The organism is Scytonema sp. UIC 10036 (assembly GCF_009725235.1).
In genome coordinates this window covers 1-14,339 of the sequence record NZ_WJFC01000276.1, presented here as the reverse complement: position 1 = coordinate 14,339, position 14,339 = coordinate 1, and the positions used below count along the sequence as shown (strand labels likewise).

Genomic DNA, 14,339 nt, shown 5'->3' with positions numbered 1-14,339 from the left:
GTGCTAAATTTTCATTAAAATCTACAAGTATGCTTGTATTTACAAGGCTTACAGGCACTTATAATTTCAATTTTAACAAGGAGTAACATTTTGAAACTAATAATAGCTGTAAGCCAAGCCCAGCAATACTTTTAAGCTTATTTTTTTACAATTTTAGCACGCTAAGTACGCAAGAGCCGTAGTTTCCGCAGATTAGATACTGCATTACCATCTTGTTTATTGGGAGTGCTATCTTCTTTATATAAAGACTTGTGTGATTATCACTCTATTTAAGTTTTAGAATTTTTGACAAAATTAGACATTAGTATCTATACTAGTATTTTGATAAAGTTTTTGATAAGTTGACCAACAATCACTTAAATAAACACCAAGAAAGTGTTGTGTTTTAACGCCAACATTTAAGTATGAATATTTAAAACACTAGTAATAAAATTTAATGATAATTATTCAAATGCATATGATATTGGCCAGATAATTGACCTTCTAATTACTCCCTTCTTGCTAGAAGAATACCTAATTTAATGAACCGCAGAGGCACAGAGGACACAGAGGAAAGAGGAGAAGAAAATCGGTAATCTTATGGCGGAAAGGGAGTAACTGTTTCTACTTTTCTGTGAGTATTTGTCTCACCTGTCGAGCTTTGTCAATGCATGAACGAGCTTTAGCTTTTTGAAGTACGTTTTTCGTATTTGATTCTTCGATAAATCTTTCATTTGCACCATTTCCTAATCGACATTTTAATTCTTGAAGTAAAGCGGATGATTTTGCTTGAGAACTTGAAGGAGTGTGTAGTACTTCTTCAGCCTCGTTGATTAAGGTAGCAAGCAGCCAAGCTTTAGCAATTGAATACGAGTTTTGACCCCTATCCATTTAGCGATTTTTTCACCTCTGCCACGAAATCTTGGACATCGATTCAGGCGATCGCCACAGTCAGTTTGGTCTAAAGTAGAGTTAGAGGCAGCATAAAATAACAGCCAAATTTGCAAAACTACGACATCTGTCAGTCGTTCGCGGGTTAAGTCCGGTAAATGAACATCATGAATCATTCTGGTTCGATTTCTAGTAACTGCCGACGTATTTTATAACTCCAGTAGCCCTGAGCGACTACCGCAAGAAGATTTTCTAAAGTTTGACGCCGTTCCTCAAGATTTTCGTTGATTGGTTCTGAGAGTATGCGCTGAATATATGAGACACTTCTTTGACCAGCTGGATGTGGTGCGTTAAAAACATGAACCATAATGTCGCTTGGGTCTGCAGCAAAGGTTTTGAGGTCAGGGTTTCTGGCATTTTCAGTATAACTTGCAAAACGATTAAGGATGACAATATCCTCTTCTAGCACATCCGTAAGGGTAATGCTAGAGTGTGTTGTAATTAAAACATGGCTTTGTCTCCCTTCAAGGGTTTTATCTAAGAGAGAAACGATTTTACGCTTCCAGAAATCATTGAAGTGAACTTCTGGTTCATCTAATAAAATCAATGCTTCAGTTTCGCCCAATAGTGTAAACAGACACATTCGAGCTAAAAAGCTTTGCTCCCCATCACTTAACCAGTCGAATAAAAGTAAAGGAGGGTCATCCTGTTGTTCATTTTCAGGATGATTTGAACGCGAACGTTCTAGAAAAATATTGACTGCTCGCAAAACCGGCTGACCACCATCTCCAACTCTGCCTAATCGGGCTAATATTTTAAACAGGTGTAACCCGCTAGAAAATTCTTCGATAATGGCTTGGGCAATAGAATTTCCTGATGCCGTCAGGTCAAATACCAATAAGTAGTCGCTACCTAAACGCAAGGTACGAGTTGCTAGTTTTGCCAGTCGCTTCACCTCTTCTCTGTCTGCTAGGCTGGTGCTTCCCTGAGTCATGCGGAATTTGAGGGAAAAACCTGTTACCTGACTAATACTCGTGCCTTGCAGTACTTCTTCTAAACGCTGATTTTCTAGTGTTTGAGCGATATCAGCTAATAAGCCGCAAAGGGTAACTAGGGAAAGTCGATCGGCTTCAATAAACAGAAATTGACTTTCTTCTTGTGATGTATAACTTTCTAGTGTATCAAGATTTGGTGGTTTGCCCGGTATTTCTCGTATTGCCCGGTCAAGTAAAGATAGTTCTTGTATTGCTTCTGAATATCCACTATCAAGCGACTGAATATCATCAAGTTTTTTCCAAGCTGTTTCGCTACCTGTTGTAAAAGCAACAACTATTTCTGGTAAAACACTACGGCTGAGTTGAACTTCTACGTCATTTTCCCAAACCTTCAGTTCCCCAAGAGGTAAAACATCCTGTGTGTCGAAATTTTCCAATTCTGTTTCTTCTGGAAAATTGGAAAGTTTGATTTGACGTTTGGTATCGGTCTCTCCTAGTTCGTACTTTAGTTCAAAAGCGTACTCAATGGGAGCGTTACGCTCTAGCTTTCGCATCAAATCAAATAGTACTCGCAATACTGTTGACTTGCCAGTACCGTGGACACCGACTAAAAAATCAAGACTGTAAGAAGGGGATTGAGTTAAGACGTTTTCTGTTTTGGGACTGAAATAAATTTCTAGATTCCGGAGAACCTGATAACTTTCTAGGTAGAGCCGATGTAATTTCATTTGCTCTCCTCCCCTGAATTTAATGTACTTGAGTCTAAATCCCATATATCTCGCTGGGTAACGCGACGATAGAACAGGAGGGGTTTATGAGTTTTTGGGTCTGCTAGAGTTACAGGCACTATAATCCCCATGCGTTCTAAAAGGTCAAGAGTTGAGCGAGTAACATCTGTTACTTCATCTACATCAGCAGTATTTAATTCCTCAAGAGTAAATAGTGCTGCTGTATGATAATTATTTATCTCATTATCAGTCACTATCTCTGTTTTTTCACATACTTTCTGCCAAATTTTGATTTGTTTTTGGCTTAAGTTACCGAAAGGTTGAATTTCTTCTTGAAGGGGAGAAGGTAGTTTTTGAGTTGCTATTGGTGGTGATTTTAAATGACTAAATAGACTATCAATACGTTGAGCTAATGGTCGTTGATTGTGGTAAATTTTAGCTAAAAGGGCTGTGGGAGATTCAATAGTGTTTGATTCAGTTTGAGTTCTAATGTATGTTTCTGGACGCAGGTCATAAGCTTGTTCGTGTATTATCGCGTTGTTTGTTACTTGATAAATATTAATATGTAAATCATTTAAATCTTACCCGTGAGTACTATCCCAGGATTTTTTTAAAAGCCGGTTATATATTGAAACAAGTCGTATATAAGCGTCTATAGCAGTATGTGTGTTTTACAGCTGTACGTACAAACCATTTGAATTTACGACATTTATATGTATAAACTAATATAATTAGTGTATTAGATTTCTATAATAATCTAAAAAATTTTTATACTCTGTCATAAATTATGGTGTCAGATGAAATAGGACTATTAGTACACTATTTATTTTTTAAGAATTAGGTTATTCTTTTCTACCACATGCTTTCAAGAATCGATAAATATAAATTTTAAGTGTATACAGTTACACAATATTAATCGTGTTAACATGACTACTTGTCATGTCATGTTACCCATAGAGTACATCAAGCATGCAACACATTGCTCGACCAACTAGCTGAAAGATACACGGTTGCAACAGTTTCTAAAAAAGCACTTGTCAGCATATCAAATAACATATTCTGAAAGTGTCGAAACTGAATTAGTGACTGAACCTGTGAATTGAACTTTGACAGCAGAGTTTTGGCTTATCTCCTGAGTGAAGCTTTTTTCATGGTAACAAAATGCTAACTATCAAGACAGTGCTACTAATCCATAACAGAATACTGATAGGTGCTGCAAATAAAATTCCTGCAATAGCCCAGCTTCTTTGATATTCTTTAAACTGTTGAATACTGCGCCACGGTCTACTTTTCCAAGCCCATTCATTCCCCTTGATACCAAGTGTAATAGACATTAGAAAACCTACTATTGGTACAAAACAGAGCAATCCACTCCACACGCGATTTTGCCACAACCAAAACCAAGGCACTAAAAAAGCACCCCAGTTCCAACCTTTGATTGCTTCGGGAACTTTTTCTACACGATTTTTAAGACCGCATCCAGAATTATTGCTAATCTCTTGAATTGGCAAATCTTGGTCTTGTATGATTAAACCAGAATTGAGTGCATCCATTGCTTGACGAGTCGTTGAAAAGCGATTTTCTGGTGCAGGCTCAGTCATTTTCTGCAACCAACTTGTAAAACTCGGACTCAAGCTGATGCGATCGCTAAACTGAATCTTTAAATTGCTTTGGGGTAAATCCGATGGAGAAACTCCTGTCAGTAAATGAATCAATGACGCCCCCAAAGCATATAAATCTGATGCAGGAACCGCTCTACCCCCAAATTGCTCCATAGGCGCATATCCATAGGTTCCTACTACAGTAAAAGTCACTCCCTCTCTTGAGGTTCTGTCTTGAACAGCACCAAAATCAACCAAATAAATTTTCCCAGTTTCACCCCAAATGAGATTACTCGGCTTGATATCGCGATGCAGTACTGCTGGATAGAGTTCGTGTAATTCTGTGAGAATATCTAAGACTTGAAAAGCAATTTCTTTAACTTGGATTTCTGTAAATCGTTTGCCAAGAACCAGCAATTCTTTCAGGGACTCACCGGGAATGTATTCTTGTACCAAACAAAACCAGAGAGTGCGATCGCGTAGCGGCTGCTTTGCAGCATCGCCAATACAAAAATCATCAATATACTTTGGAATTTGGGGATGATGTAGATTTTGAAGTACTTGTGCTTCCCTCTGAAAAAGCTTTAAGTCATCCCATTGCACAGTTTCACCAAAAGCAAGGCATTTGACCACCACTTGCTTTTTTTCCACGTCCGAAGCCTGTAAATCCAATGCAAGCCAAGTTTGGCGAACCCCATTGCTACCAAGTTGGCGTTGGAGTTGGTAACGATTTTGTAACACTTGTTTTACTTGCAGCATCTAACACCTGCTTATCACCACCTTGATTTCTTTAATTTAGCCATAAGTCCTTAGGATTTCATCTACCCTCTCATACGCCAATCGCTACTGATAAAAGAAAGAGAGCGTTTAGTAGATGTCTTATTTTTAATGCTAAAACAGCACTTGACAACATTTATTTGTATTATATATACTACAAAAAGAACTCTCCTTAAGGAGGTTAGCAATGACACAGCATGAGTTATGTTATGTCCGTTAGCATAACCATAGTAAAAATTCCTTCATTTCTTAGCACCTTTGCGACTTTGCGTGAGTTTTATTTAGGGTATATAAGCGGACATGATATTACACAAGCATTTAATTACAGATCCACCTTTTTACTAGATTGCTCCATTGAACTCTTCTATGAGTGCCGACTACACCGGAACGTTTGAAGCTCACATCACTATCCGTGCAGAGTCACTAGCAACTCTACAACGCTTTCAACAGATTTGTCAGCAGTTAAATGTTAAATGCGTTCTCATAGAATTACCTAACGGCGTCACACGATCGCAACCGATGACAGCATCCTATCATCGGGGAACCTTAGCTCAAGTTTGGACAGAAGTTCACAACCTTGCTCAACGCATCTGCCTAGCAGGTTTTCACGTGACTCGTATCAAAATTGAGGCAATGCTGTACAACCAAGATATTCCGGTGACAGATAGCGAAGTCTTGCGGCATCCGGTAACTAATTACTTTGAGTTTCATATCAAAGCCCTACTTTCAAAAGAGACTGATTTGGAAGCTTTGCGACATCATTGTGCTGAATTTGGCGCACATCTGTCTGTGAATGCCTTCAAGCTGAATCCTAACGGGCAGCATCACCACCGATTCATTACGTTGCGAGTGTATGGACTGGGACGGCGCTCGGCTCAAGCCCGCTTTCAGGAACTACTGGCATCGCTACGCGCACGGCACATTTCGGTAGTGCAACCTCAACAAGAATACACCGTTTATGACAGCAACTTAGAGCTTGATGCTGGCTGGTTGATACACTCACCTGTGGAAACCAAAGGAGGTAAAGCTGATGAAGCTTATTGAAACAATTTCTCAGAGGAGCGATCGCCCTCTTGATGAAATCTTAATTTATCACCTCTTGGAAAGTCTTTTACGTCGGGTTGCCTACTCTGTTCATGCAAAAGACTTGGTTCTTCGCGGCGGAATGCTGACACGGTTGTGGGTTCCTCCAGGGTATCGCATTGCTGTTGATGTCGATTTTGTAGGGCTATATCCGTTCGGGATTGAGTCAACCGAGCAGCGCTTTCGGGAGTTGCTTGCTACCGATGGTTTTACCGATGGGGTTGTCTTTCATCTAGAATCTCTGGAATCTCAGGGTATTTGGATGGAAGACCCCTTTCCCGGTGTTCGCCTGCGTCTGGATGCTTCAGTGCTGGACTACCGTCAACGGCTGCAAATCGATGTGGGCTTTAACGATCCGCTCGTTCCAGAACAACAATGGATTCAATACCCAACTCTAGTTCCAGCAGAACCCGTTAAACTCCAAGCCGCTCGACCCGAACTCATGGCAGGTTGGAAACTTCACGGTTTGATCGAACTAGGAGCCAAACGCTGGCGAGGGAAGGATCTTTATGACCTGATGTTGCTAGCAACGTTAGTGCCTCTGGATAAAGCATTATTGCCAGAAGCAATAAGAGTAGCATTCAGCAGCCACAACGCAAACCTTGAGGAAGTGCAGATAATTTTGACCAACCCCCATTGGTGGAATACAGGTAAAAATCGCCGCAACTGGAGGTACTACTGCCGTCAAGTTCCTACACAGATTATGCCTGAGGATTTCCTGAATGTAGTCACAACAGTCATTAGTTACTGGGGACCAATTATTAACAACCTGTGTCACTACAAGAATGCCACAAATGCTCTTGACAAACTATACCTACCTAATTTAAGTTAGGTATATGATTAAGAAAAGCGATCGATCCTCATCCAGAGAAACGGTGCTTGACGCTGCCGAGCAGTTGTTTGCAGCTCGCGGGTATACGGCAGTAACGCTCAAACACATCGCCGAACATCTTGGGATGAAGCAAGCCTCCCTCTATTACCACTTTCCTCAAGGGAAAGAGGAACTCTATGTAGAGGTGATGTTGCGTCACCTAGAGCAGAGGCGTGTTCGCTTCAAGCAGTTGCTGGCAGAGGCTCCTCCCACCCTCGAAGGGCGTTTGCAGCATATTGGCACCTGGCTAATTCAACAACCCCCTTTAAACGGAGGTCGAATGATACTGACGGACTTGCCGGAGTTGTCACCTGAAAGTTCAGCTCGGCTGGAAGAAGCAATGTATCGTTGCGTATTTGCCCCATTGGAAGAGTTGTTTGCTGAGAGTCTAGATCGATTGCATCCTTCTTTGCAATCCGATCCGGGATTTATCGGTGGCGCATTCCTGGCAGCTATCGAAGCCCTTTATACCTTTAAGCGATACGGGAGCAAATCGGATGAAGCATTAGTGGCAACTTTGATTGCGTTGTTGCTGGAAGGGGCATTGAAGCCTTAATTTTTTATTCTAAAAACTACCTAATTTTAGGTAGATAATTCCCAACTTTTGAAGGAAAAACTTACCATGTTTGAAACATTGCAAAATTTTTGGATGCCTGTATTGCCAGTCAGCGAACTGGGTGAGAGTCCTGTATCAGTTACGTTAGCGGGAGAAAAACTCGTGTTGTTTCGCACACAGTCCGGTGAAATTCGGGCATTGCGCGATCGCTGTTCTCATCGGAGTGTTGCTCTTTCTTTAGGGCGCGTGACTCCGAATGGCTGTCTCGAATGCCCCTATCACGGCTGGCAATTTAATGGGGATGGAGCCTGTGTCCATGTTCCTTTTAACGATGTCAACAAGATTAATTTATTTCGTTTGGCTGTGAGCAGTTTTCCCACTCAAATCATTGCAGGCTGTGTTTGGATTTTTACAGGAGAAGGTAAGCCTCCTGCCCTGCAAATTCCTGACAGTTTGAAATTATCGGAGACAGCCTACTACATTCACCAAGAAATCTGGAAGACTCACTGGACGAGAGCGATCGAGGCTAACTTAGATTTTGTTCATCTGCCGTTTGTGCATCGTGAATCGTTTGGTCAAATTGCACAATCAGCCCTAGAGTCGGGTGATGTTTTAGACTTCAAAGTTGAAGATAGCAGCGATCGCATAGAAGTGTTCACACCATATGCAAATGTACCGCCTACTTTCGCTTTAGAGTGGCAGCAACCGAATTTAGTCATGGTCAAGTTTGACGAGCTAGGTTTTCCAGTAAAGCGAGAACATTTTTTTGCTGTCCCGATCGATGAGCATCAAACGCAATGCACGATAATTCTACAAATGGCAGAAGGAATGGATGCTCAAACTCAACAATCTGCAGCCCAAGAATTCATTAAACCGTTGGTAGAAGACCGAGTAGTGGTTGAATCTCAAATAGGTGAAATCCCTGCAATGGCAGAAGAATGCCACGTACCTACAGATAAACCGACTTTATTATTCCGCCGATGGTATCATCAAACAATCGCTCATCAACTTGTACTCAGGTAATTTAGTTTGAGTAGTTTGAGGGGGTGTGGGTAGTTCGCCCAATTCCCTTTGTTCTTGTTATTTTGACACTCCACGCACTAAAGTACGCGGATTGTCTAAGAGTTTCTGCCCATCTCTTAGATATCTAGGTGGTCGTATGGCGATCGCTATTGATTTAGCAACAGAAATGAGGTTGATGCTATGGCTCAAGCAGCGCCCAAACTTCTAACATGTGATGAGTTTATTAGTCTCTACGGAGACAACGAGCGCTACGAATTAATTGATGGGGAATTAGTTGACATGGAACCAACAGGACCGCACGAACAAGTAGCAAGTTTTATTAGTCGTAAGTTAAACGTTGAGATTGACCGACTCGATTTACCTTACTTTATTCCCATGCGATGCATTATCAAACCTTTGGGCAATCTCTCAGCATTGAGACCTGATGTTGTCATTTTAGATCGAAGCACTTTAGACTCTGAACCATTATAGTTAACATTTGGCGAACAGACTTTGATCTGATTCTACGCTTTCCCTTTTTTGACATTTGAGATGTTTCAAAAGTGGGAAGCAGAATTATATCAAAGTTATCGACCAAAAACTTAGCTGTCTTTTTCTGCAATTCAGACACTAAATTTTTAATTTTGGACCTAATACGGTTAGCTGCTTTCTTGAGTCGTCTTTTTAACTGTCCAGTTGTTTGAGCAATAGCACTACACAATTCATCTAACTTAAAGCAAAGTTTTTGAATTTTGATAGCTAACTAGCTATAAACCTTCCTGTAATAAGCCTGATACTCCTCCGATAACAGAGGTTCCCACCAATCGCGATGGGTAAGATACCATTCCACTGTAAGACGCAAACCTTTTGCAATAGTTACCGAAGGTGTCCAACCCAACTGCCTTTTAATTTTAGTTGCATCAATAGCATATCTCCGGTCATGCCCCGGTCTATCTTTAACAAAAGTAATCAATTGCTCAGATGGATGCACGGGTAAGTTAGGTGCCAATTCATTCATTAATTGACACAACATTTGCACGAGGTTAATATTTTCAACCTCATTGTTTCCACCAATATTATAAGTTTCACCTGGTTTTCCAGAATGAATAACAACATCTAAAGCCTGACAGTGATCCCCAACATAAAGCCAATCTCGCACGTTTTTTCCATCACCGTAAACTGGTAATGGCTTACCCATAAGAGCATTGATACACATCAGAGGAATGAGCTTTTCCGGAAACTGATAGGAACCGTAGTTATTAGAGCAATTTGTAATAATTGTTGGCAATCCGTATGTATGGTGATAAGCACGGACTAAATGGTCGCTTCCGGCTTTAGAGGCTGAATAAGGACTGTTAGGGGCGTAAGGTGTACTTTCCGTGAAAGCAGGATCTGTGGGACTCAGACTACCATAAACCTCATCCGTGGAAACGTGCAGAAAACGATAGTCCACTGGCTGACCTTTTGCTTCCCAATGCAAGCGAAAAGCATCCAATAAAGTAAAAGTCCCCACCACATTTGTTTGTACAAAGGCACCAGGTCCCAAAATTGACCTGTCAACATGAGATTCAGCTGCAAAATGGGCAATGGTGTCAATATTTTCTACTTCTAACAACTCCATTATGAGAGTGCGTCCGCTCTTGGCGCAAGCCGTACCCGGCTTATCGCAAATATTTCCCTCTACAAAGCGAAAATTCTCCTGTTCCTCAACAGACTCCAAATTCCGACGATTTCCCGCATAAGTGAGAGCATCCAACACCACCACGCGGTCATTTGGATAAACCTTTAGCCAGTGATGTACAAAATTAGAGCCAATAAACCCCGCACCACCAGTCACTAACAACCGACGACTCATCAAACTCCTCACTCCTGTCTTCCCTCTGTGTACTCCGTCCCTCTGCGGTTTATTCAATTTCCTCCAACAAACGTTGCAAAGCCACCTTCATTTCTTCAGGCGTTGTCGTTGTTGTCCCAAACTGCCGCACTACAATACTAGCCGCTAAGTTACCCAAAACAGCAGCTTCCCAAATTGACGCCCCTGCAGTTAAACCAAGAGTTAATCCAGCCACCACAGTATCACCAGCACCCGTCACATCAAACACCTCAGTTCTGTTAAACGCTGGAATGTCATCTCTACTACCATCATCATTAAACAAAGTCATCCCTTGTTCGCCACGGGTAATCAGGATATGCTTCGCGTCAGTCAATTCCAGCAAATCCTTTCCAGCTCGCTCTAAAGTAGCTTCATCAGTAATCGCATAACCTACAGCCAGTTCCGCTTCTGGTAAATTAGGAGTAAACAACATTGCTCCACGATACCGTTTCAAATGCTTTTGAGCATCAACAACAGTCCGAGATGCAGAAAGTGCTGCTGAAATCACCGGCTGAGTCAAAGTCCCATCACCATAATCAGAACACACCACTGCATCTACCGTATGAATATGTTTTTGAATATACTCAGCTAATTGTAACTGTAAATCCAGATTGGGTAAATCCTCTAATTTTCGGTCAACACGGACTATTTGCTGAGTTACAGATTGACGGGAATGCCCAGAAATTCTTGTTTTCGTGACTGTTGGACGATCCTCATCCAGAAAAATACCCCCCGTTTTGATACCCGCAGTTTCAAGCAAACCTTGCAATGCTCTTCCTTGTTCATCCTTTCCCAAAAGCCCTACAGCAAGAACTTGCCCTCCCAATCGCGCAAAATTATAGACTGCGTTTGCCCCACCTCCCGGTACTTGTTTGGTAGTTTCATGACGGAGAATTAACACGGGGGCTTCACGAGAGACTCTTTCTACTTGACCGGTTAAAAACTCATCCAAAGTCAAATCTCCAACAATGAGCACCCTCGCTCCGGCAAAATTATCAATCAAATTCCACAGGTGATCGGCAACACTACAAAGTTTAGACGCAAATTTAGGGTTCAAAGACATACAAGTATAAGGCATGAAGTATAAAGGATGAAGTATGAAATAAACCCTGTAGATCGATCTAGTACCGAAAGGCAGAAGTCAATATAAGCCCTAATGTAGAATTTGTAATTATTCTACAAAGTAGGGTGGGCTGTGCCGCACGTTTAATGTTGTGCAGCATAGCCCTACCTACGAATGAAAAAGCAATTTTTTCATCCTTTATCCTTTATCCTAATTTTCTGAGTCAGCTTACTAAATATTCGCTGAGTGTTTAAGGTTAGCAAACGCAATTTTGTCAAATCTTGAATATTGGGTGGATAATACATTTTGTGGTCATAGAAATTATTTAAATCATCAAGAATAACCTTCAAGCGTTGAATAATATTCTCCGTTCTGTATTCCGCAAAAAAGTCTTCTGACAAATTGGACGGTTTCCAAGATTTCAACACCGTGAGGATACGCTGAACATCATATTCTTTTGAATAACCAGCAATTTTATGACAATTAAACCCTGGATCTAAATAATCAGATAATCCACCATTAATACTGGAAAATACCTGACAACCACAAGCAAGTGCTTCCATAGGTTGGAGACCGAATCCTTCAGTTACACCCTGTAGCGCCCAATATTCTGCTGAATCATAGAGGTAAACTTTAGCTCGATTGAATAAACCAGCTATATCCTCAACGTAAGAATTAACAATTTTCACTTGATATTGTTGCTGCAAATCTGGAATAAGTTCCTGAATTAGATATGTAGAAGATTTACGAGTTTGAATTAGAACATCAATATCTCTTTCAATATTCAGATTTTGAAATTCATTAGAAATTTGATTGGGCAAATAGTAAATGAGTGAATTTGGAGCTTTTTGTCCCCAATATCCCATAGTATTTCGACTGACAGTAATGATGGGAATACTTGAAGGCAAACTAAAGCCATAACCTGCGCTGTGCGCGTGATAGACAACATTATATTGTTTGAGTTTTGCCACAAGTCGAGCTACATCAAATCCCCAGCTAACGACAAAAATAACATCATCTAAATTTTTTTCTCTAAGTAAATCATCTAAAAAAAGCTTATCTTTTTCCCTTTGGCGATAAGTCACAACATCAGCACTACAGATTTGCTGCGTCAGCGTTAAAGTTTTTAACTCTGCCCACAGCCCTCCGCAAGCAAACTTTCCATATGTTCCGGGCAATAAGAAATAGAGTTTTCTCATATCAATTAATAGTATTTTGGATTTTAGATTTTAGATTTTGGATTGAGAAAGTCATGTCTAAACTTCATTTGGATCAACTAGCTGTCGCATTCTTTGTTCAAATCTTTATAAGTTTATCAATAGAGACCAGGCTAATTCGTAATTCAATTCAAAACTTACAAATTACGAATTATTCGCTCACTGGTCACTGGTTACTGGTCTTAATCTCTCCATCGCACCTTAATAAAATGTGCGTCGCGTCCCCAAATATCTCGTGTGCGCGTAATACTATCGATTTCTAAGTTGAAGGGAATGGAAGTTGTTAGGTATCGCTGTACCGAAGCACCTACGTCAGGAGCCAGTTCACAAGCTGTGGTTGCTGCTAACCCCAAACCTATAAGTTGCTCAATTGGTCCCCGTGGTAGTAGTAAATGCATTCCCACAGCTAACCCAGCTGTGAGCACCATCGCTACTGAAAGATTTGTACCACAACGAGGATGCACCGCTAAATCCCCTTCACCATGAGTTAGACGGTGTAGAGCAAGCATTGCGGCACGTCGTAAATCGCTAATATTTACCTCTCCATACAGATAAAATCCTTTTTCTGTAGATAAACCACCTAATAGTTCGTTATCAACTTGAACGGGGCTTGTTGCTTTAACAGAAGGAGCGTAAGCACTTTTTGTTCCGCCTAGAACCCAAACTGTGGCGTGTTCCAAGGCATGAACTTGCCGCAAAATCAGAATTTCTTTCAACCCAGGAACAAATGATAAATGCCTGAGTAAATCGGCATCTTGCATTGGTTGGGCTGCTGTAATATCAAAATTAAAGAAGTTAACAGTAGAAGAAGTATCCATAGTAACACTGCTCCTGAGACTGCGGAGCAACTTAGATTTCTTTTAAATGTAACGTTTCAGTCTCTCGATTGTTGCTAATTTTTGTTGAGTAGCCAATAGTGGGGCTGACAACGATTGCCTGAAAAAACTGCTAGAAAGTTACGAATCTTCTGACCCGTCTCATGTATCGGACGGGCGAGGAAGCCCGCCCTACAAGACGGATAATTTATTCCTTGAGCCACACCTCTAACTATAAGTTAGGCTGTTAGTGGTTAGATAGAAATTGAAAATAGGGATCGGGGTAGAACAAATAACTGCCAATCGCATTTTTATCCTTTTTAGTGTATAAAAATACATAATGACTACTTAAATTCACCTTTACCTTACTTGATTGTTCAAAGTTGATACCTTTCAATCTAAATTGTGAGGAGGAAACTATCAGCAACCAGTCAAAATTAGCTTGACAGAATGCTAAACATTTGTTGAGTTTGCTGCACTTGTTGAATCACTGTTGTAATTAGGCAGAGGACAGCAATTTACATCGTTCAAGCAGACTTTGCCCCAGTGTAATGCCCAACGGACAAGAGCAACTCGGTTGTCTGTGCCTGTCTTGGTGAGAATATTGCTGATATGGTTGTCCACTGTACGCTTGCTTATTTCCAGCTTAGCTGCAATCTCTTGGTTAGTTAAGCCAGCAGCCACTAAATCAATAATTTGCAGTTCTCTGTCTGACAGACTAACAGGGGTCTGAGACTCGCCACCAGCCATGAGTTTTTTTCCTCTTTAGTATATGTACTTAATCACTCTTTCTCATTCTAGAAGATTCTTTTGGTGGTAGACGCCTAAAGTATAAGCAGAAATACTATTTTTATCAGAAGTGGGCAAGAAGGATGGGACAAGGGGGAC

14 protein-coding genes and 1 pseudogene are annotated in these 14,339 nt (G+C 40.9%); 5 read left to right on the top strand and 10 right to left on the bottom strand.

All coding sequences use genetic code 11. The features are described from left to right. Positions 1-603: 603 nt before the first annotated feature. The 5 genes from F7734_RS56325 to F7734_RS56305 all read right to left on the bottom strand — a co-directional run bounded on the left by F7734_RS56325 (position 604) and on the right by F7734_RS56305 (position 4,953). A complete protein-coding gene (locus F7734_RS56325; protein WP_155752879.1) occupies positions 604-870 on the bottom strand; it encodes a hypothetical protein in 267 nt (88 codons plus the stop codon). Continuing rightward, the gene (locus F7734_RS56320) at positions 813-1,046 is read right to left on the bottom strand and encodes a hypothetical protein (RefSeq protein WP_155752878.1); all 234 of its coding nucleotides are present in this window, start codon (positions 1,044-1,046) and stop codon (positions 813-815) included. Before F7734_RS56320 ends, F7734_RS56325 begins: the two co-directional genes overlap by 58 nt. Beyond that, positions 1,043-2,593 (bottom strand): AAA family ATPase, encoded by a 1,551-nt coding sequence (locus F7734_RS56315; protein WP_166482777.1) that lies wholly within the window; start codon positions 2,591-2,593, stop codon positions 1,043-1,045. Before F7734_RS56315 ends, F7734_RS56320 begins: the two co-directional genes overlap by 4 nt. Continuing rightward, the gene (locus F7734_RS56310) at positions 2,590-2,847 is read right to left on the bottom strand and encodes a hypothetical protein (protein ID WP_155752876.1); all 258 of its coding nucleotides are present in this window, start codon (positions 2,845-2,847) and stop codon (positions 2,590-2,592) included. Before F7734_RS56310 ends, F7734_RS56315 begins: the two co-directional genes overlap by 4 nt. Positions 2,848-3,741: 894 nt before the next feature. Continuing rightward, positions 3,742-4,953, bottom strand: a complete 1,212-nt coding sequence (locus F7734_RS56305) for a serine/threonine-protein kinase (protein WP_155752875.1) — start codon at positions 4,951-4,953, stop codon at positions 3,742-3,744. 384 nt (positions 4,954-5,337) lie between these two features. Here F7734_RS56305 and F7734_RS56300 point away from each other — a divergent pair, with 384 nt between their 5' ends. From F7734_RS56300 to F7734_RS56280, 5 genes and pseudogenes are all read left to right on the top strand, one after another. Next, entirely contained in the window at positions 5,338-6,015 is a 678-nt protein-coding gene (locus F7734_RS56300) for a hypothetical protein (protein WP_155752874.1), read from the top strand. Beyond that, a complete protein-coding gene (locus F7734_RS56295) occupies positions 6,002-6,886 on the top strand; it encodes a nucleotidyl transferase AbiEii/AbiGii toxin family protein (protein ID WP_155752873.1) in 885 nt (294 codons plus the stop codon). Before F7734_RS56300 ends, F7734_RS56295 begins: the two co-directional genes overlap by 14 nt. 43 nt (positions 6,887-6,929) lie before the next feature. Then, positions 6,930-7,481, top strand: a complete 552-nt coding sequence (locus F7734_RS56290) for a TetR/AcrR family transcriptional regulator (RefSeq protein ID WP_166482776.1) — start codon at positions 6,930-6,932, stop codon at positions 7,479-7,481. 66 nt (positions 7,482-7,547) lie between these two features. Next, entirely contained in the window at positions 7,548-8,504 is a 957-nt protein-coding gene (locus F7734_RS56285) for an aromatic ring-hydroxylating dioxygenase subunit alpha (protein WP_155752871.1), read from the top strand. Between the two features lie 180 nt (positions 8,505-8,684). After that, positions 8,685-8,972, top strand: a pseudogene (locus F7734_RS56280) (Uma2 family endonuclease); the annotation flags it as partial. A gap of 274 nt (positions 8,973-9,246) precedes the next feature. Here F7734_RS56280 and rfbB read toward each other — a convergent pair. The 5 genes from rfbB to F7734_RS56255 all read right to left on the bottom strand — a co-directional run bounded on the left by rfbB (position 9,247) and on the right by F7734_RS56255 (position 14,201). Beyond that, positions 9,247-10,338 carry a dTDP-glucose 4,6-dehydratase gene (rfbB, locus tag F7734_RS56275; protein WP_155752869.1) on the bottom strand — a complete coding sequence of 364 codons (1,092 nt, stop codon included), beginning with the start codon at positions 10,336-10,338 and terminating at the stop codon, positions 9,247-9,249. Positions 10,339-10,387: 49 nt separating this feature from the next. Then, complete coding sequence (locus F7734_RS56270) at positions 10,388-11,419, bottom strand: PfkB family carbohydrate kinase (protein ID WP_155752880.1); 1,032 nt, start codon at positions 11,417-11,419, stop codon at positions 10,388-10,390. A gap of 191 nt (positions 11,420-11,610) precedes the next feature. Then, positions 11,611-12,618, bottom strand: a complete 1,008-nt coding sequence (locus tag F7734_RS56265; RefSeq protein WP_155752868.1) for a glycosyltransferase — start codon at positions 12,616-12,618, stop codon at positions 11,611-11,613. A 200-nt stretch (positions 12,619-12,818) separates the two neighbouring features. Then, positions 12,819-13,454, bottom strand: a complete 636-nt coding sequence (locus F7734_RS56260) for a DUF6391 domain-containing protein (RefSeq protein WP_155752867.1) — start codon at positions 13,452-13,454, stop codon at positions 12,819-12,821. Positions 13,455-13,904: 450 nt separating this feature from the next. Continuing rightward, positions 13,905-14,201 (bottom strand): helix-turn-helix transcriptional regulator, encoded by a 297-nt coding sequence (locus F7734_RS56255; protein WP_155752866.1) that lies wholly within the window; start codon positions 14,199-14,201, stop codon positions 13,905-13,907. Between the last annotated feature and the right edge of the window lie 138 nt (positions 14,202-14,339).